Raw genomic sequence first — 20,461 nt, 5'->3', positions numbered from 1 at the left:
GTGGATAAGCCTGTGGATAATGCAGCTTAAAACCCGTTATTTCTCCATAAAACAAACAGACCGCCCCAAAAGGGACGGCCTCGACAGCTATCATTTTAGACCAATGGGTTTATATGCTCACGACCGCCTGATCCGATGATTCCATCGGCTGCCGGATCAATCATGCGGTTTGGTTGGGCATCTGGGCATCGCCTGATTACCCCGACTTCCTCTCGGTTTTCCATTTCCATTTATCGAGGGTCATCGCGGAACCCGACATGGAAGGAACCATATGAAAGCGAACGGCCAGCATAGTCCCGAACACAATCAAAATCATGCCCGTCGCGACAAAAATCCAATGAATATTAACGAACATCCCCATGCCGCCTCCAAGCAGCGGTCCGATCATCGATCCCAATTGATTCGCGCTCTGGGTAAAACCGAACGACCTTCCACGAAAGTCCGGGTCCGTACTGCGAACAGCAAGAGTATTGACCGAAGGCACCACCGCAGCGATAAATAAGCCAAACAGGAACTGAATAACCGTAAAAAGCCATAACTGCTGGACGAAATATTGCAGGCAGACGACCCCGCCTCCGATAATCAAGCCCAGATGCAGCACCGTCCGGTAGCCGTATTTCTCTCCAACCTTCCCCCAATACGGTGAAGCGATAATACCTGCAATCCCAATAAGAGAAAAAATAATGCCGGAGGTCAGTACGGTGCCTTGCAAGTTGCCTTGAAGATCGGCAATATGAAGCGCCAGCATAGGCTGGATCATATTGATGCATAACTGAAAAACGACAAGCACGGACAACAATTGAAGAAATATGCGGTTGCGCACAGCCATTCTGAAGCTGTCGGCCAGTTTGACACTTTCACCGGGAGCCGCTTTGCCTGTTTCCTTTATCCAGATGAGCACCGCTACCGTTGCGAGGAAGATGATGGAGGCGGAAACGACAAATGACATCCGCATTCCAAACCAGTTGGCAAGCAGCCCGCCGAACAAGGGACCGATAATCCCTCCCGTCATCGTTCCCGCCTGCATCAAACCAAGAGAGAAGCCCATCTTGTTCTCCGGAACGCTTGAAGCTACGATAGCCATGGAAGCCGGGACGAACCCTCCCACAAAACCGTGTAATAAACGGGCTCCCATAAGCTCCCATGGATTGGTTACGAGCGCGAACAGCGCATAAACGATTGCAAGAGAGAAGCCTGCCCGTATGACCATTCGCCGTTTTCCGTATTTATCCGCCATGGAGCCCCAGAACGGAGCCATGACCGCACCTACCAGGAACGATGATGAATAGATCACACCGGCCCACAAATGAACATTGCCCTGCTCCACACCCAAATCAAACAGAAACAAAGGCAGGAACGGCACCGCCATCGTATAGCTGGAACTGCAAAAAAGCACTCCTATCCACAAAATGATTAACGTTCGTTTCCATGATTCCAACATACTTCACTTCCGATTTTATAAATTGATGGACTATAATGCAAAACCCAAACCAACAGATCCAGCGATGGTTTTTGGAACTGGATCAGTATATTCCCCTCTATATTTCTATATCTTTTCAAAAGAAATTGCGTTTCTATAGTTTATGCTAACTCGAACTGTAAAAAGAAGCCATGGATATCCTTACTATGAATCATGGACAATATTACTTTTTGTAGGTAAATGCAAAAAAACCGAAAGAGACCACCTTTATCCAGGTGTTTCATCTTTCGGCTCATCAGAAATTCGTTGATGTATTTTTTTCAACCCCTTCGGAAAGTATAAAAACAGCACTTGAGGAATACGCCGCTTTTCGGGCATATTGCTAAAATAAGGTCAGGCCTGGTGAACGCTCCGTCAAATTACGCTCCAGCCTCACTCATTTTTGCCAAATGCGCAAACCGGACGCAGTTTCACGCCTATGACACTGCCGAGCATGGCGCCAATCATCCACTCCCAGCCATGCAGGCTGAAGGAAGCAATTCCTCCGAAATAGGCTCCAATATTGCAGCCGAACGCGATCCGCGCCCCATACCCCATCATAATACCGCCGATCAATAAACCTGCAATCATTCGCGGAGGAATGTTTCGGAGAAACCGATTTGGTTTGCCGCTTAGACCCAGGGCAAGCAAAGCGCCCAGCATGAGTCCAATATCCATTACGGACGTCACATCTTTGAATATACTACTGTTCAATGCCGCAGCATTGGCCGGGGTCTGCCAGTAGCCCCAATCCGTAACCTGAATACCCAGCGCCTGCGATATTTTGGCTCCCCACAAAGCAAAAGCCGATGTCACACCCCAGGGCTTGCCGGAAATATACAGCACGACGGCGTTTCCGACCGCAAGCACAACGCTCCCGATAATCAAAGGCCAAGGCCCTCTATAGACCGTCTTCCATCCGCTTTTCCAATCCAGGCGAAGCGATTCTACATTTCCATTCCGGCGTCTCTCAATATAGATCGTTGCCATAAATACAAACGCAAGCAGCGCTAAATTCAGTAAAAAGCCTCCAAGGGCGCCGAATGTTTCAATGAAAGACACAGGACCGATATTCGGAGTAGCCATCCACCATGTGAAATGAGCACTGCCTATGACCGATCCGGCCACAAAGCCGATTAAGGTCAAAATACCGCGGGAGTCTCCTCCGCCTATGTGGTAGAGTGTGCCTGATGCACATCCATCCCCCATTTGCATCCCTATGCCAAAGATAAAAGCGCCGATCAAAACGGACATGCCAACAGGAGATACATATCCCGCAACCGGATTGTCAGTCACCCCCAACAGCAGCGGCAGGAACAAAAGATTTGCAATGAAAAACAAAATCATCTGGGCCCGGATTCCAAGTCCGCGACCCGAGACAAGAAAAATGCGAAATGAGCTTGTAAAACCATAGTGGGCATGATACAAAGCCAATCCCAACACGCCTGCAATTAAATATAATGAAGCCTGCTTATAGGAAACCGTACTGCCAAGAAATACGAATCCAAGCGCGAACAGCATCAAGGCAATCATCGTGATCCGACGATTCACGCCTGGTTTTTCTATCTTGCCAGCTGGATTAAGGTTTATAATATTTGCTTCTGACGTACTCATCTGTCATTCCCTCCTGTAATGATTCCCTCCTGTAATGTAGTATTTTATACTATCACTATCCGATCGGATTTGTAAACTTTTTAAACGGCAATTCCATATTTTGATTAAACTCCAAATGAAAAAAGCTCAAGCTCCTCATCCAAGAAGTGCTTAAGCTTTTTTATGCTCGTCTTTTAAGAAAAACCCGGCTGCCTTCCCTTATCTAAACTGCATTGGGAGAGAGGGGCATGGGTTCCAGCCGCTAAGCCGCTTACAGATCACGACCCTCGGTTCGAGCCGCACACTGGCCACTGCGCTGAAAATCAACCTTACAAGTGGCCATTTTACTTTGCTGCTGGCTGTTACGCTGAAATTCAACTTATCAGCCGATGATTTTACTTTTTCGCTCTCTGCTGCGCTGATTTTCAGCTTTACAGCACGTTAATGTCCCGCCATCCAGGGACGGTTTGCTGTGTGATGATGGCCTCCTTGGCGATGCGGGGAATGGTTGTGGCTGTGTCCATGGTGATGAGCGGCCTGTTCCCGCCTGACCACCTTCGGTACTGCGTTTTGTTCCACACGGCGGCGCAGCGCATAAGGCGTCAGAATAACACCGGGCGGCGTATACATCCGATTGGCTGGATTGTCGCAGGTGACACAAGGAATACTTTCCTTGACGCTGCTCATGCTCATCCACTGTACGAACGGTCCACAGTTTTGACATACAAACTCATATTGCGGCATATCGTCATCTCCTCTTCAGCCTGTTCATCGGTGGAGCCAAGGGGCTACCCATCGGATGGTGCCCCGCGCATTCACGATTGGTTTTGCTTTCCTCCTACAACCTTACTAACTGGGGAGAATATCCCTGTCAAAGATGGAGGTCGGTATCCAAAGGGTGCAGCAGGCATTCGGAACATCGACGATACCGCTGATCCGGCCTTCAACCGGGGCCGTACTGAGCAGCATGTAAGCTTGTTCGCCGGTTAAGCCCATTGTCGTTTTCAGATAGTCGATAGCGTTCAAGCACGCTCGGCGGTACGCGATGTGGGCGTCAAGGTAATGCTGCTCCCCCGTTGTCTCATGGACGGAAATGCCCTCAAATACGAGAAACTCCGAGTAATGAGGATCAACCGGCCCAGGCTTAAATACGGGATTTTCGATGATATTGTATTTGGCCATCCCTCCTTTGATGAGATCGACATGGAGATCCACCCAACCGGCCATTTCGATGCCGCCGCAGAAGGAGATCTCACCATCCCCTTGTGAAAAATGAAGATCGCCTAGTGAAAGCTTGGCACCGTCAACGAAGACGGGGAAATAAATTCGCGTGCCCTTGGACAGATTTTTAATGTCACAGTTGCCGCCATGCTCCCGAGGCGGAACCGTACGCGCCGCTTCCCGGGCAATCCGGTTGAATTTCTCCCCCTTCAGCGAGCCGAGTACAGCGCTATCCGGTGAAGGCAGGTTAGCTAATCCGGGCACTCGGTCAGGATTCTTAGCAACAAGCTCCTTTTCCCGTTTGTTCCATTTATCCAGCAAGGCATGGGAAGGGGCGGTTCCGATTAATCCGGGATGTAAAATTCCGGCAAACTTAACGCCCGGTATATGGCGGGAGGTAGCGTAAATCCCGTGGAAATCCCATATCGATTTTGCCGCATCAGGGTAATGATCCGTCAGAAACCCGCCGCCGTTTTGCTTGGCAAAAATGCCGTTAAATCCCCATTGCGACTCCGCAAAGGTACCTATATCCAGAATGTCCACAACAAGCAAATCTCCCGGCTCCGCACCGTTGACCCAGACCGGTCCGCTTAACACGTGTACGCGATGCAAATTCACATCCCGAATATCAGACGGATCGTCGTTGTTCTGAATTTGACCATCCGTCCAGTCTTTGCACTCCATACGAAATTCCGTTCCCGGATTGACTGACACGGTGGCCGGGATATCGGGATGCCAGCGGTTATGCCCGGGAGTCTCCTGCTCCTCCATCGGTTTGTTTAAATCTACACGAAACAATACATCAGCCATTCAAATCTCCTCCTTAACGAATGAAGTCAATGAAAGGGAACGATACCATGATCAAAAAGGGGCAGGTCGAAATGAAAAGTTCGTCTGCCCCTTATATCGATCAACTCATACAAGCCCCTCTTGCCTTTCCGACATTCTCGCCCCTCAAACTATATATAGAGAATGACGGAGATATTATTTCTGTCCAATCAAATTTGTTTTTTCGTTAGGAAGTCCTTCGATTGGACATTCTTCGGTTCCAATGGTTGATCTAGTGATCGCTTCTACTTGTTCACGGGCTTTTACAGGGTCGGATACCCATGTTTTATAGAATTCGAACGGGCATTCCGCAACCCCTTTGTCTCCTTCTCCGGAATGAATGATCCCTGTATATCCTCTGTGCAGAAGTTTAAAGAGATGGTTTTGAGATTGAGCCGTTTTCCTGAAATCCCGGATCTGGGACATCGAGATCTCTGCATATTGAATACCATTTTCTTCGGTACCGCACTCTCCCAGCGTACGGCCGTCAAAGCCAATGATCGATGAATGGCCAAAATAAGAATATACTCCATCAAATCCGGAAGCATTGGCTACGGCTACATAGGTGTTGTTAGCCCAAGCCATGGACTTGGCGATCAAAATTTGTTGTTCTTTGGCAGGATACATATATCCCTGGCATCTTACGATGAGTTCCGCTCCCTTTACGGCACAATCACGCCAAATTTCCGGATAATTTCCATCATCGCAAACAATTAAACTGACCTTAAGCCCTTTAGGTCCCTCGCTTACATAGGTCTTATCTCCAGGGTACCAGCCCTCGATCGGAGTCCACGGTATAATTTTTCTATACTTTTGGACAATCTCTCCCTTGTTGTTCATAAGAATAAGTGTATTGTACGGTCTTTTATTCGGATGCTCTTCGTGTCTTTCTCCTGTTAATGAGAACACTCCCCATACATTGGCTTTTCTGCAAGCTTCCGCAAAGATTGCCGTTTCTTCGCCGGGAATCATCGATGCCGTTTCATACATTTCTTTCTCGTCATACATAATGCCATGCGTGCTGTATTCCGGAAAAATGACAAGATCCATACCGGGCAAGCCCTGCTTCATACCAACGATCATTTCTGCGATTTTCTTGCAATTCTCCAATACCTCAGATCGGGTATGCAAACGCGGCATTTTGTAATTCACAACCGCTACCCCTACTGTGTCATGACTGCTGGAAATATCCCCATGTCTCATACTGAAAAACCCCTCTCATCGTTTGAAATTTAATTGGGACCTGCTTTAAGGAACAGCTCATGCATGCAAAAACTTTTTTTTCATTTCAAAAGCTCTTCAAAGGAAAAGCTGTCCCGTTCAAGTTTTGTTCGGGTAAGAAGCTGAACGGCATTCCATGCTTCATCAAGCGACTGTACCCACACCACATGAATCGTCGGAGGAACCTCGATATGCTTGTTGGCAAGCGGGGCAAGTATCGTGCGAATGCCTCCATGCTTGGCGGTCAGCATTTTCCGACCAAAAAAGGCGCATTCTCCGACCATTCCCGCGACATTCAAACTTCCGCATACCGCTATATCCTCGGGTATGAAAACCCCGTGTTTAGCCGACAACGCCGATAGGGCCATGGCCAGGGTAAAGTCCTCCGTCCTTTCGCCGGCTGCCGCACCCTCGGTTTCAAAATAATACCGGCCCGATAAGCAATAACGATTCAAGGCTGCTTCTATAGGCAGCACATTCCATTCCCCAGACTCCATTTGAGGTACTCTGATTTCGACTTCTGCAGCGGGAACAACGGCAGTCCAGATCTGTATGATTTGACCGGCGGTTTCCTTATAATTCGACAGGACTTTGATCTTGCCCGGGGATGGCTGACGAAGCAAAGGCTTTAATCCGTTTCGTTCACGCCATACCCTCTGTTCTTCAATAGAGCGGGAAAAATGTCCGGCTCTCTTCACATGTTCCGCAAGCACAAGCGCTGCTCCTGACTGTACGGCCAAATCCCCGGCCGAACGGATCCGCCCGCCCAATTCACGGAATCGGGTGGACAAACGGTCGGGACATTCCGCTATTCGCCTCGCACACTCGATCACGGCCTCGACGGCCTCCCGTGTAAAATGCGGAATTTTGCCATCCCTTCGAATTTCCTGGGCGACAAACAAAGCCAGCTTATACCGGTTCTCCTCCGTATCCGACATCGTCTCATTCATATAGACCTCGTACCCATAACCGCGGATTCTTGACCGCAATGCGGGATGGATCTTGTCGACATCAGGCACATTTCCGGCAATCACCATCACAAAATCACTGGGAACGGGCTCCGTGCGAACCATGGTTCCGCTGGAACCGGGGGAACGCCCGGTAATGGCCAGCTTCTTTTCCTGAAACGCCGTAAGCAAAGCCTGCTGCGATTCTAACGAGAGCATCGCGACCTCATCGATGAACAGCACACCTTTATGGGCAAGATGAATGGCTCCAGGCTCAACCAAGTGATGGGGCTTGGATTCCAAGCCGCCGGATTGATACGGGTCATGGCGAACATCTCCAAGCAGCGCTCCTGCATGCAGTCCCGTTGCATCGATAAATGGCGCTTTAACCTTGCCGGAGTTATTCACCAGATAGTTGGGAATTTGCTCCGAAGGCTTAGCCTTCAGCGATTTTGCAAACCAAACGATCATGACCGTCAGAATCAGGCTGCCCATGATGTAGACGGGATTTTCCCTGGTATAAGCATAAAAGGCACCCACAATCAACGTAACGGCCCCGGCAAAGCCTAATATCCAGCGCAGAGAAGAAACATTCGTCCGAAATTCCCGTTCCCGCTGCCTGACTACCGCTTCTCCATGTCCCGCCGACAAGACCCTTACCTTGGGCATGTTGTTCGCTTTTCCCCTTGCCTCCACGATGATGTCCTCTAAGTTGGAGGCCGGCAAAAGCTCAGCCATCGCCTGCCCCAGCATACTTTTACCCGTTCCGGGTTCGCCGATGAGCAAAACCGACCGTTTTTGCCGTGCCGCCAGCCGAATGATGGCTACGGCTTCATCCTGGCCAACCACTTGATCGATCAAACGGCTGGCAACGGGGAGATCGGCAGTTGTCTTGAAATCCATGGCGGGTACAGGGAACGGTTCCTCTTCGAGTAAATGAGGAGAGAGATAGCGTTCGAACAAGGCTTTTACTTTCGGCGAAGCATCCCTGCCCATGGGTTTGACCAACGGCAGCAGCCGCTTGCGCAAAACAGGATTTTGCAACAAAGGGATTAACGTCATGGCGGCCGTCTGGCGGACTTCAGCCGAATCATCGTGAAAGGCGCTTTCCCAAAAACGCCACACCCGATCAAAATCTGCCTCCATAGCCGAGACCATTCCCTTTGCCGTTGCCTCTCTTACATAAAGGTGTTTATCCGCCGCAAGCCGCATCCAGATCCGGATCACTTCTTCCGCTTCATCATCCAGAAAACGGCCGATTTCCCTCCCCACAACATAACGAAGCACCCAGCGCGGATCATTGGCAAAATGGCGCAGCGTTTGGTACAATTGGCCCCGTTTTTCCTGATAACGGATGAATGATGAAATGGTATGTTCCAGCTGCGCGACTTTTCGTGCTTTAGCAAATCGGTCCATGACAGCAGCAAACAGATGATTGACGAAATCGCCCACGGGTAAAACCACCTTAATGGCAGGGAATAAACATTAACGCATGCCGCAATTCATGGAGCGCATCATGGACGGGAGCATATCCGGATAAGAGTGCGGTATAAAGCACCATCCCGGCCAAGAAGGCAACGGCGGTCAATTGTGCCGGAAGGGACAAAAATACCTTTTCGAAGGCATGCTTCTTTTCATGCGTGTAGCTCTGTGACATGGGAATCCCCTCCTTTGGATAAACGTTGGGCTTTCCATATGGCGGATAAGCCTACACCCGCTGCCATCCCGATGGCAATCGTCGCCAGCAGAAAAATCATGGTTTTGATTTTGACCGACATCGGAGGATGAAACGCCTCCACTCCCACGGTTGTTTTCTTTTCAGCCAGCACGGAACCATTCGCCGGATGGATCGCCTGAACGGTTATTTCATGTTCGGTGCCGTCGAAAAATTGCATCCCGAATTTATAGCTGCCATCATTCGAGCGATTTTGGAGAGACAGGATGTGCGCCCCATCTTCGAGTTTGACGGCCTGAAAACGAACTTCAACGGGGTCACTGCCGATATGATCAAAGGTGCCTTCCAAATAAAAGAGTTGACCGACCCGGGCATGATGCTCGCTCGCATGTGTCTCTTGGGATTCATGGGCGAGGACGGTTGCAGACATGAGCATCATCAATAAAACGGAACTCAAACCGAACCAATGCCTACGCCGCATGGATACCCCTCCTTCTTCTCGATAGTCCAAAACCGGCGAGCAATCCGAAGAATGCTAACATCGCCATGAAGATCAAAGCATTTTGAACCTCTTTGGGATTTTCCTCAATGGTGACGGCAAATTGACGACTGCCTTCAGGATGACCGTTCTCATCGAACCATTCGACCGATAAAGGATACTCCCCGCGAATCGGAAACATATATTGAAACGACGCCTTTCCATCCCGGATGGCCACCGTAGAATCGATTAATTCCGTCCCTTCCACCCAAGGAAAATCGGTTGAGACAAACTTCTTCTCCGGACTCCGCAGGCGAATATGCGCTGAACCGTCCCGAATGGCCGGTATGCTCAGTTCTACTGTGGCATTATCCAAATCCGGACGAACCGCTCCCGCCGGTCCATTTTTCACTTCTACATTGACTTCCTGCTCTGCAAATGCCGATGATAAGGAAATCATTCCAACCGCCAGCACCGCCAGGCATCCCACTATTAAGCCTTTTTTCATCCGCCTCAGCCCCTAAAGTCATGATTTGAGTGACATCATTAGAAAGAGAACTAGCCCATTACAGTGGCGGAACCGTTCAACATTTGCGCCTGATCCCCCGTTATGCAGCTTTCTCATTCAACACGCTCGCAAGCGATCTCCCGGAGTCTGGCTGCAGCTTGGTCGGCGCCCACAGGCTGCTCGCAGGCAAACCCCCGGCAAAGATAAACGGTCGTTCGCCCGTTTTGCAGCCGGTACTCCTTTAACCAGGGGATGGCCTCCGCCATGCGCTCGCCCTCCGCGTCCGCGGGCTTTGCAATCCACACGGCCCGGGGCAAAAACAGCGAACGCACCTCTGCCAGCAGCCTCTCTTGCTCCGGATCTTCCCGCTCGCCGACCACCACGACCTCCTGGGATGGCCCGAGAGCGATATCCCAAGCCGATAAGAGAAAGGTGTGAGCTGCGGGGAACCGTTCCACCTCCCCGGCCAAGGCCTTCAATTGCGCATCCGCCCTCTCTTCCCACCGCGTATTCCCGGTCATCCGGGCGAGCCACAACATATCCATTGCAAAGACAGCGTTGCCGGACGGCATCATCCCGTCATGACTTACCTTCGGCCGGGCCCAAAGAGACTCCGCGTCCGAACCGGTCAGAAAACAACCGCCGCTCTCGTCATCCCAGAAAAGCCCCCAGACATCTTCCGCCAGCTCCTCCGCCTTTACAACCCATTCCACCTCCCCGGACGCCTGATAAAGCTCAAGAAGCCCCCAGATATAAAAGGCATAGTCGTCCAAATAGCCGGGAATCCCTGCATCGCCGTCCCGATACCGGGCCAACAGTCGACCGTCGTTCCGACGCATCGCCTTCCACAGCCACGAGGCCGCACGGCAAGCCGCCGACAGATACCGGGGATCGCCCAACACCCGGTACCCCCGCGAAAAGGCGGCGATCATCAATCCGTTCCAGGCCGTGAGGATTTTGTCGTCCTTGTGCGGGCGCTCCCGCCCCTCGCGTGCCTCCCACAGCTTCCGCCGCGCTTGTTCCATCCGCTCCTCCAGGACTTCCGGCGCCAGCCCGAATTCCCGCGCCACCGCCTCCGAATCCGTGTCGATCGTGTGAAGCACCGAAGTGCCGCGCTCAAAATTCCCCTCCTCGGTCACGCCGTAATACCGGCAGGCCATCCGGCCCGCCTCCTCTCCCAGCACGCGGCAGATATCATCCGGCGTCCAAACATAAAACTGGCCCTCCTTGCCCTCTGTATCGGCATCCTCCGCCGAATAAAACCCTCCTTCCGGGCTCGTCATGTCCCGCAGCACATAGCTGAAAATCTCCTGTGCTACCTGAGCCCAACGGGACGTTCCTGCCGCCTGATACCCTTCCAAATAGGCCAGCGCCAATAGGGCGTTATCATAGAGCATCTTCTCAAAATGCGGGATCAGCCACAGCTTGTCGGTGGCGTAACGGGAAAATCCGTAGCCCAGATGGTCATAAATGCCTCCCCGCCACATTCCCCGCAGATTGCCCTCCACCATGTTCAATGCATCCTCACGCCCGGTTCTGGCGTAAAACCGGAGCAGAAACATCAACTCGTGGGGACGCGGAAATTTCGGCGCCCCGCCGAACCCGCCGTAAGTCTCGTCATACCTAGAACGAACGTAATCGAAGGCCAAAGCCATCGCCCCGGTGTTTACCTCTCCGCGAGCCGCCGGATGCATCCCCGTGGTCAGCTTGCGCACAACGTCACGACCGGTCTGCCGCAGGCGATCCCGATCGGTCTTCCACAGGTCGGCCGTCCTCTGCAGCAGATCCATTAACCCATGCCGCCCGTGCCGGCTCTGTTTCGGAAAATAGGTCCCGCTGAAAAAAGGTTCCTTCTCCGGGGTCATGAACACGGTCAAAGGCCAGCCTCCCTGCCCGGTCATCCCCTGGCATACTCTCATATAGAGATGGTCCACGTCCGGCCGTTCCTCCCGGTCCACTTTGATCGACACGAAATGGCGGTTGAGCAGCTCCGCCACCTCCGGGTCTTCGAAGGACTCCCGCTCCATCACGTGACACCAGTGGCACGTACTGTACCCGATGCTGAGGAAAACGGGCCGATCCTCATCCTTCGCCTTCTCAAAGGCCTCTTCCCCCCATGGATACCAATCTACGGGGTTATGCGCATGCTGCAGCAGATACGGGCTTTTTTCACGAATCAAGGGGTTCGTGTACCGGTGTTTGCGGCTGTCTTGAGCCATCTTGGTCTGCCACCTCCCTGAACGCTTTTCTTATATTCCGGCACCCGCTTGCCAAAAGAGCCATGTCTTCCACCAAAGCGAAGACGGAGCTTATCGATCCGGACAGCGGTCCTTCATTCGCTGGACACAACGCATTGGGCAAAGCCCTGCATAAACTTATCCCGGTCCAGATTGCGCCCGATGACCACGTACTCGCTATGCCGGGGTTCTTCCGGCTCCCGGTTCTCTTCCCGGCGCAGAGACGTCAGCATACGCACACTCTGGAAGACCAGCCGCTCCGAATATCCCCGGGCCCGGAAGATGCCTTTTGTACGATAGACATCCTCGCCGTGTTCCAGAAGAACCCCGTTGAACCATTCCATGAACCGGTTCATATCGACGGGACGGTCCGTCCGCAGAACAAAAGACGCCACTTCATCGTCGTGCTCGTGTTCCACATCGTCCAAAAACGCGGGATCGACCTCCAGCTTGGCGGCCAACTCGAAGGCGCTGACCCCGAGAATCTTGTCGAGTTCGATATTCGCGAATTGAGTGTGATACAGTCTGGCCATCGGATTAAGGGCTCGGATCCGCTGTTCCACGCGCTCTAATTGGGGTTTCGGCACCAGATCGGTCTTGTTCAGCAGGATGATGTCGGCGAAGGCCGACTGTTCCCGGGCCTCGACGCTGTCTTCCAAATTGCGCTCCAGGTTGACTGCGTCGGCTACCGTAATAAACGAGTCCAGTTGAAACCGGGACTTGATCTCATCGACAATAAAGAACGCAGAAGCGACCGGGGCGGGGTCCGCCAGACCCGTCGTTTCGATCAACACGGCATCGAGTTCGGAGCGCCGGGCCAGATCCGTCAGGGTCCGGACCAGGTCCTCCCGAACGGTACAACACAGACAACCGTTATTAAATTCCACCAGCTCCTCGTTATCCTCGGTGACCACCAGCTGTCCATCTATGCTGATCTCACCGAACTCATTGACGATAACCGCCACTTTGTACCCGTGCCGACCATGCAGGATATGATTGAGAAGGGTTGTTTTTCCCGACCCCAGGAATCCCGTCACTACGGTAACCGGAATCCGCTCCGGTGAATATAGCTGTTGTACCATTATCGCCACCGCCTCCATTAGCTCATTAACTTGCCTCTATCCGCCGCCACGACGCTTCCCCAAGCGGAATGGAGGATAAGCGCCGGACACGCGGGCGGCATAGGTTAGCCGCCTGCGTATCCAGCCGTTTCGGTTTACATCTCCCTGTGGGGCTAAGGGGTAGGAACCACCGTCTTGGCCATGGCCGCAATGCCCTGCTGCAGAATCTCCCTGCGGGTTGCCGGCGGAAGGACGTCGCCCTGCAATTGATCGTAAGGCACGGCAACCCAACTGTCGTCGCCCCACAGGCGCTCCCCCGCCATATCTTTCATCTGGCTGGATCGCTCCGACAGCAGAACGCCCAAGTCCAGCAGCCACGAGTGATTAAGCAGCTTTTCCTCCCTTGCCGCATTGGCGTACCGCTTGCGGGACTCCCAGAACAGACGCAGGTCTGTCTTCGCAAGACCTGGCAGAAGGATGTCAAGATAGCTGGTCAAGTGATCGAAAAATTCATGATGAAAAGTCCGCAATGTGGCTTCATCCGAGTCGAGGAGGTGCTTGTTCATCGTATCCGCCAGCTTTCGGTCCACGGACTCATTCCATACGTATCGCGGCGCGTGAATATGGACCTCGGCGTAATCCGTCTTGAACCCTTCCACTAGCCCCGACCATTCTTCCGTATGGTCAAGCCAGTCGGATAAGATCTGACGCCACTTGTTAAGCGGCTCACCCGGCAGTACCTGCACCCCGGGATGGGTCAGCTTGGCTAGATTGTAAAGCGTAAAATTCCGGGCCTTCGAACTGACGGTTTCGTGCGGCGCCCCCGTGAATCCGCACGGACGCAGAGCCCTGAATAAAGTCCGCCCCGAGTCGTGAGCGGCAAAGCGTACGAAGGAGTCGGCCAGAAACTTGTTGGTCACCTGCAGCCGCAGCCCTTGCCGCACCGCCGGCACGCCCAAGTCTGTATACCGGCTGATTCGCTGCCAGACGTGCTCCATATTGGCTACGAAGAAGCCTCCGGTGAAAGGGTTGGCGTACAAGTCTCCCCACACTTGCGTGACGCCTTTATTCTTGTCATCGTCAATCATGCAGTCGAGCTCGTTAAGGGTGGCGAATAGGCTCGCACCCCGGTACTTCTCGTCGTCGGCGCTGCACGGCATCACGCCAACGCCAATGACAGGCACACGCCGGCCGAAGTGAACCGTAGAGAGGTGCCGTGCCAAATCTACAGCGATTCCGCTGCCGGTGCCGCCTCCCATGGAAAAGCAGACCAGCACCATCGACGGCAACCGCGTCTGGTCCACACTCTGGACGAAGTCCTTCAGCTCCCGCTTAAGAAGCTGCGGACCATCATAGTAGTTTTTACCGTAAATGGCTTTGGCCAATGCCCTCGGAAAATGCTCGCCGGGCTTAGGAATCTCGATGTTATCCGGAAGCCAGGGTTCGTAGTCGGGATTCCAATCATACCGGAGAAATTCGCGCTTGAGAAATTCAGGATAGCGCGCCAGCGAGCCGAATAATTCCTCTTTGCTTGGTACCTCGAGCGAAACCGTGCGGATACGGGCGCGATCCCGCGGAATGTTGCGCTCCTCCAGGCGTTCCAGAAAGCCTTGGGCATAGTCCCGGGCCCGAACCATGTCCTGCTCGCCGATATCGATGGCCAGCGCCGAAAAACGGGCGCGGGGATCCTCCAGAAGATCCTCGACCTCCCCCTCGCGCAGCATCGCGTCCACAAAACCTACCCCCGTTCGACCGATTCCCACGACGTGTATGCTGTGAGGGGACTGCATACCGGAAGCACTGTGATACATTGAAAAACTCATCGTTTAACCTCTCCTTTCGTTCCTGTGGTACAGCGTTGAGAAACTCATGATTTCGCATCTCCTGTCCATTGGCGAACGGGCGGCAGCTTTCGTTGTCTCAGCACCACGCGCTCCTGGAGGTAAAGCCCGTATCCTCATCGAGAAACCCGAGGTCGTGAAGGATATGGGCAGCGGAGGTCGCACGGTCATCCACGATGTACACCCGGTAATCCTCAACAAACAGGCCCGGATCTCTTGAAATGACGCCTTCCTCGATTAACCTCACGCCTTCCTCCAGGTGGCTGCGCTTCACAGCGGATGTCCACAGGGGGGTTCGAATGTAAATTTGTTCATCGTCCACGCCCGTCACCTGCAGCGTCTTCCTCCCCGCGACGGTGGGAACCTGGGCTCCCTTGCCGTACTTTTGCTTCACCAACGACCAGTTTAGCGGCATGGCAGATACCTCCTTACAAGATGGCCTGGGGCAATTCTTCTCCCCGAATGGCTTCGTAGGGCACGACAATCCAGCAGGCGCAGCCCCAAAGACACTCACCGGCCATGCCTTCAAACCGCAGCGCCGGCTCGCACAGGAGCACCCCCAGGTCCAATAGCCAGGAATGAACCATGAGCTTATCTGTCCATGACAGCTGATCGTAGTCTTTCCGGGCGGCATGGAAGACCTGCAGATCCGTTTTCCTGACCCTCGGAAGCACGTACTGAACGAACGTGCCGCCCTTGCTCTTCGACCGCACCATTTCCGGCGGGTTCACAGGCGCGAAGACTTCGTTTAGCTTTCCGGCGACAGCGGCCAGTTCACTATCCAGATTCGCACCCTCCGGGGCAGCCACCCGCATTTCCAGAAAATCCGCCTTGTAACTATCCTTCAGGCCCAGTTGAGAGGCCGATACCCCTTTTTCCGGATCTCCATATCCAAGCACGTGTATCCAGCGCTCGCCATATTGCGTGCGTGCTGCCGCGTGTTGGGTTGGCGGCGCCCCGATCCAGTTGAGCAGACGGAGCGTTTCCCAGAGGTCGGTACCCTTATTCCGGGTAAGAAAACTGGCGATTTCCCGGTCTACCCGCTGGTGGGTTGCCTGAAGATTCCCGGTGCTTTCCCAAGCCGGCTGCTGCGGCACCATAATAAACCCGGCGGTAAAGGGGTTTCGATACAGGTCGCCCCAAACCTGAATAACCCCTTCGTTCTTATCCTGATCCAGCATGCAATCCAGCTCATTGAGCGCCGGAAAGAGCTGGCTGCCGCGAACTTCTTCGGGATCGCCTTCGCACGGCGCAATGCCTACACCCAGCACGAGGCTGCGGCGTCCGAATCGGACGTTGGACAAATGGCGGGCAAGATCCACTACGATACCGCTGCCTGTACCGCCGCCCAGTCCAAATACAACGCACACGACAGATTTACTGTCGGCGGCCTCCACGCTCTGCGCAAAGAGGTTGAGTTCTTCCAGCAGGGGCCGTGACTCATTGTAATAGCCATGTCCATAAATAGCCTTGGCCAATGCCCGCGGAACGTGCTCTCCGGGCTTGGGCATCTCGATGTCCGCCGGAAGCCAGGGTTCATAGTTGGGATTCCAGTAATACCGTGGATATTCCAGCTTCAGATACTCCCGATAGCGGCGCAGCATGGCAAAAAGTTCGTCCCGGGAGGGAACCTGCAGGGCGCATGTCCGCACCTGCACCTGGTCTTGCGGCAGCTTGCCGGCCAGTTCCCGGATGGGCGCCAGGTTCTCGTCACTTGTGTCGACAGCCAGAGCCGTAAAGCGTACACGACTGTCTTCAAGCAAGTCGTCGACGCCATCATGGAGCATCTCCCCGATGACGTCGGCGCCGGCCTTACCCAGGCCGATGACATGTACGGCTACGGGAGTAGAGTCCTCCTTGGCAATCCGGTGAAAGCCGCGCTTGAGCGCATCGAATCGCCGCTTCTCTACTTGAGAGATTTGTCGTTTTTCCATGGTATCTCCTCCTGAATCTTTCGTTTAAAATTTGAGTTCATCCGATCAATAAACACCAGCCCCCGCAACCTCCATGCATCACCCCTTTTCAAGTTCGTGTTCGTTCTGCCGCGTCTACTGGATCATAGTATGGTCCCCCTCCTCCGGCATCGACAATGAAAGACCGGTATTTAGGCTTTCAGTATATTTATATAGCAATTTTCATGCCAAACTTTTTGGAATCCCTTGTTTTCAAATCTTTTTTTGAAAAAAAACAAAAAAAGAAATCTTAAAATACGCCAATTTCGAGATAATTTTTATAACATATAACGTTATATATTTATTGTTTTTTCTTTTTTACATCCTATATAAAAAACAAAAACCTATGTATTGGACAATTTTATGTTATAATAACTGACAAAGTGTTCCGTTGTTGTTCTAAATGATGATACACAGTTAATACAATGAATGGACACTTCCGACTATATCTGCACACTTTAAACCACTTTATATTTTTAAAGGAGCGTGAATAGATATGGACACAAAGGGTAAGGAACTAAAGGTTGGCATTCTATTCTCCCTCACAGGGCCTACGAGCATAACAGAGCGGGGCCAATGCCAGGCCAGTTTGCTGGCGATCAGACAAATCAATGAACAAGGCGGTATTCATGGCAAGCGGCTGGTCCCTATCGTTGAAGATATTGCGTCCGATCCTTACCTTGCAGCGCAAAAAGCGGAAAAATTAATCTTGTCGGACCAAGTCATCGCCATTATCGGATTATATACCTCTGCTTGCCGTAAAATGGTCATTCCCGTTTTGGAAAAATATGATAGACTGCTTTTTTATCCAACCCTATACGAAGGAGCGGAACAACACCGGAACATCTTCTACTGCGGTCCACTTCCCAATCAACAGCTGCTTCACTTCATCCCCTGGATTATCACCCACTTGGGCAAAACGTTTTATCTAATCGGTTCGGATTATATATACCCAAGGGAAACCAACCGGTATATCAGGAACTTGGTCCAAAGCTATGGAGGCACCATATTGGATGAAAAATATGTCGGCTTGGGCGATCAAAAATTCAGTCCGCATATGCAGCAAATCCGCCGGATCAATCCGGATGTCATCTTTTCGACTCTCGTTGGAAACAGTGCAGGCGCTTTTTATCAACAGCACCATCAATACGCTTTAAAACAGCACATTGCCAGCTCCATTACGGCCGAAACCGAAATTACCGCCATCCAGCCTTCCTATACGGTCGGTCTTTTTTCAAGCTTCCCTTACTTTAATACGGTTGAAAACCCGGTCAATCAACAGTTTGTCGCGGAATATCGCCGCACTTACGGTACAGATACGATAAGCTCCGTTATGGAAAACGCCTATAACTCTGTTTTTTTGCTGGCAAAAGCACTGCGCAGCACCCGGACGGTTTCCACCGACGCGATCCGTCGTTCATTATCCGGTCTCGCTCTCGAAGCGCCGCAAGGCCAAATTATAGTCGATGAGAAAAATCAGCATTTATGGTTGAACTCGCGAATAGGCCGGGTCGATGAAAAATGCCGGTTTCAAATTGTGTGGGAATCCGATTCCCCCCTGCCCCCCGTTCCGTTTTTTGAAATAGAGGAAAAGAAAACGAAAACCGTTCCGAACGAGCTGCCCAAGGACATGCTGGAGAAACGGCTAACCCGGAATGAATTTCTTTTGAAAGAGTTAAAAAAGGCTACCCATTTCTATCCTTTTACTTTTGCTTTTTTTGATTCCGAAGGCGTTCTGTTGGATGTATTCCAAAACGGAGCGTCAAAGCATTCGGCAGCCGTTCCGCAGCTGAAAATCGGCAGCAGCAATTGGATACGCCATCCGCTTAACAAATCAGGCATTGGCCTCGCCCTGACTGGACATACGCTGTCTTATGCATGCTCGGATGAGCACGAAATACAGGAACTTCAAGATTGGATTACCACAGGGCTGCCCGTGAAAAGTAAATCAGATTCCAGCCGCATGGGGGTACTCGGTGTCTTTATACATAAAAACAAGGAGAATGCCATCCCTTTCCTGCTTGAGAGCATGTCCCGTTTAGCGGCCTATTGCGCCGAGCTTACCCATAAACACAACGATTACCTTTCCTTATCCACGATTCTGCAGGACATATCCGGTCAGCTTTCCAAAAGCTTGTTCGTACTCAAACAGGGGAAAATCCTGTTCCATAATGCATCGGCACAGGATTTGCTTGCAAGAAAAGGGGATCTTGTGCACATGTCGCTGGCGGAAATCTCATCGGACAACCGGGAAGAGGCCAACTATATCATGAGGACGGAAGACTCCGACAGCTTATTCGAAATCGAAATCACCAAAAGCCTCGATTGTCACTATGTTTATTTTAAGCAGCTGGCCCACCGCACTTCCGCCGGTCGAAAGGATAAAACCAAAATGACGACAAAGGATCTTATCGGTTCCAATGAACATTTTCTTCGAACCGTATCATTGGCCAAATCCGCTTCCAAAACCAACGCGAACGTACTGCTTCTCGGAGAAAGCGGAACCGGCAAAGAGTTGTTTGCACGCGCCATTCATAATGAAAGTTCAAGAAAGGAAAAGCCCTTTGTGGCTATTAACTGCGCCGCCATTCCAAAAGAGCTTATCAACGCCGAGCTATTCGGATATATGGAGGGGGCTTTTACCGGGGCGAAAAAAGGGGGAAATCCCGGCAAATTTGAAGCCGCGAACGGAGGAACTCTATTTCTTGATGAAATAGGAGACATGCCTTTTGAACTTCAGGCTACTCTGCTGCGTGTTCTTCAAGAGAAAGAGGTGATCCGGGTAGGAGGACATAAACCGATTCCGATCGATGTCCGCATTATTGCGGCAACCAATAAAAATTTGAATCAGGAAATTGCCTATAACGGTTCATTCCGTAGTGATTTGTTCTACAGATTGAACGTTTTTACCATCGAGCTTGTCCCCCTGCGCGAACGACTGCAGGATGTCGCCGAACTCTCATCCTATTACATTCATGAACTATCCGTGGATAACGGGGTGCCGGTTAAAGAAATTTCTCCGGAAGCATTAAAGGTGCTTACGCAGTACAAATGGCAGGGTAACATCAGGGAACTGAACAACGTCATGGAGAGAGCCTTCTATTTATCCGACAGATCTGCGTACATTACGGTCGAGCACCTGCCCTCATATATTGTGCATAATCTGCAGAACGAATTTCCTCATCAACCGAATTCGGTAGAAACCTTTCAAAACCTGGAACATATCAAGGAAATCAAGCAAAGAGAAAGAGACCTCGAACGGAATTTTTATATCCAGGCCTTGATCCAAAGAAAAGGAAATATCAGCCGGACCGCCAAAGAGCTGGGCATCTCCCGAACAACCCTTTATCGAAAACTGGATGAAAATAATATCAAATTCGATAAATAATCAAGCTGCGGCTCTGCAAAAAAACACCGTCCTTTACAAAGAGCATCGGGAC

Annotated in this window: 15 protein-coding genes; 1 reads left to right on the top strand and 14 read right to left on the bottom strand. The window is 51.8% G+C overall.

What is annotated here, in order from left to right; genetic code table 11:
• Nucleotides 1-196: 196 nt before the first annotated feature.
• The 14 genes from IJ22_RS00815 to IJ22_RS00750 all read right to left on the bottom strand — a co-directional run bounded on the left by IJ22_RS00815 (nucleotide 197) and on the right by IJ22_RS00750 (nucleotide 17,003).
• Nucleotides 197-1,441, bottom strand: coding sequence for an MFS transporter (locus IJ22_RS00815; protein ID WP_062406495.1), 1,245 nt, complete (start codon nucleotides 1,439-1,441; stop codon nucleotides 197-199).
• A gap of 411 nt (nucleotides 1,442-1,852) precedes the next feature.
• On the bottom strand, nucleotides 1,853-3,073 hold the full coding sequence (locus IJ22_RS00810) for a YeeE/YedE family protein (RefSeq protein ID WP_054819264.1): 1,221 nt from the start codon (nucleotides 3,071-3,073) through the stop codon (nucleotides 1,853-1,855).
• 420 nt (nucleotides 3,074-3,493) lie between these two features.
• Nucleotides 3,494-3,796: an FmdB family zinc ribbon protein gene (locus IJ22_RS00805; RefSeq protein WP_062406492.1), complete on the bottom strand. Its 303-nt coding sequence runs from the start codon at nucleotides 3,794-3,796 to the stop codon at nucleotides 3,494-3,496.
• Nucleotides 3,797-3,901: 105 nt separating this feature from the next.
• Nucleotides 3,902-5,083: a formamidase gene (gene fmdA, locus IJ22_RS00800; RefSeq protein ID WP_062406489.1), complete on the bottom strand. Its 1,182-nt coding sequence runs from the start codon at nucleotides 5,081-5,083 to the stop codon at nucleotides 3,902-3,904.
• 174 nt (nucleotides 5,084-5,257) lie between these two features.
• Nucleotides 5,258-6,304: an aliphatic amidase gene (locus IJ22_RS00795; protein WP_062406487.1), complete on the bottom strand. Its 1,047-nt coding sequence runs from the start codon at nucleotides 6,302-6,304 to the stop codon at nucleotides 5,258-5,260.
• 80 nt (nucleotides 6,305-6,384) lie between these two features.
• Complete coding sequence (lonB, locus tag IJ22_RS00790; RefSeq protein ID WP_062406485.1) at nucleotides 6,385-8,721, bottom strand: ATP-dependent protease LonB; 2,337 nt, start codon at nucleotides 8,719-8,721, stop codon at nucleotides 6,385-6,387.
• Between the two features lie 13 nt (nucleotides 8,722-8,734).
• Nucleotides 8,735-8,926 carry a CbtB domain-containing protein gene (locus tag IJ22_RS00785; RefSeq protein ID WP_062406482.1) on the bottom strand — a complete coding sequence of 64 codons (192 nt, stop codon included), beginning with the start codon at nucleotides 8,924-8,926 and terminating at the stop codon, nucleotides 8,735-8,737.
• The gene (locus IJ22_RS00780; protein WP_062406479.1) at nucleotides 8,904-9,425 is read right to left on the bottom strand and encodes a hypothetical protein; all 522 of its coding nucleotides are present in this window, start codon (nucleotides 9,423-9,425) and stop codon (nucleotides 8,904-8,906) included. The genes IJ22_RS00785 and IJ22_RS00780 overlap by 23 nt, the downstream gene beginning before the upstream one ends.
• Nucleotides 9,415-9,930, bottom strand: a complete 516-nt coding sequence (locus tag IJ22_RS00775) for a hypothetical protein (RefSeq protein ID WP_054817646.1) — start codon at nucleotides 9,928-9,930, stop codon at nucleotides 9,415-9,417. The genes IJ22_RS00780 and IJ22_RS00775 overlap by 11 nt, the downstream gene beginning before the upstream one ends.
• 113 nt (nucleotides 9,931-10,043) lie before the next feature.
• Nucleotides 10,044-12,149, bottom strand: a complete 2,106-nt coding sequence (locus IJ22_RS00770; protein ID WP_062406477.1) for a thioredoxin domain-containing protein — start codon at nucleotides 12,147-12,149, stop codon at nucleotides 10,044-10,046.
• Nucleotides 12,150-12,262: 113 nt separating this feature from the next.
• Entirely contained in the window at nucleotides 12,263-13,249 is a 987-nt protein-coding gene (locus tag IJ22_RS00765; RefSeq protein ID WP_054817645.1) for a CobW family GTP-binding protein, read from the bottom strand.
• A 152-nt stretch (nucleotides 13,250-13,401) separates the two neighbouring features.
• Nucleotides 13,402-15,051 (bottom strand): tubulin-like doman-containing protein, encoded by a 1,650-nt coding sequence (locus IJ22_RS00760; protein ID WP_062406474.1) that lies wholly within the window; start codon nucleotides 15,049-15,051, stop codon nucleotides 13,402-13,404.
• 97 nt (nucleotides 15,052-15,148) lie between these two features.
• A complete protein-coding gene (locus IJ22_RS00755) occupies nucleotides 15,149-15,484 on the bottom strand; it encodes a hypothetical protein (RefSeq protein ID WP_054817644.1) in 336 nt (111 codons plus the stop codon).
• A 13-nt stretch (nucleotides 15,485-15,497) separates the two neighbouring features.
• A complete protein-coding gene (locus IJ22_RS00750; protein ID WP_054817643.1) occupies nucleotides 15,498-17,003 on the bottom strand; it encodes a tubulin-like doman-containing protein in 1,506 nt (501 codons plus the stop codon).
• A 514-nt stretch (nucleotides 17,004-17,517) separates the two neighbouring features.
• Between IJ22_RS00750 and IJ22_RS00745 the strand changes: the two genes are divergently transcribed.
• Nucleotides 17,518-20,409 carry a transporter substrate-binding protein gene (locus tag IJ22_RS00745; protein WP_062406471.1) on the top strand — a complete coding sequence of 964 codons (2,892 nt, stop codon included), beginning with the start codon at nucleotides 17,518-17,520 and terminating at the stop codon, nucleotides 20,407-20,409.
• Nucleotides 20,410-20,461 lie beyond the last annotated feature (52 nt).

Origin of the sequence: Paenibacillus naphthalenovorans, from assembly GCF_001465255.1 — a bacterium.
In the GTDB taxonomy this organism is placed as follows: domain Bacteria; phylum Bacillota; class Bacilli; order Paenibacillales; family NBRC-103111; genus Paenibacillus_G; species Paenibacillus_G naphthalenovorans.
Note: the sequence above shows the minus strand (reverse complement) of the source record. Positions and strands in the feature narration are given on the sequence as shown.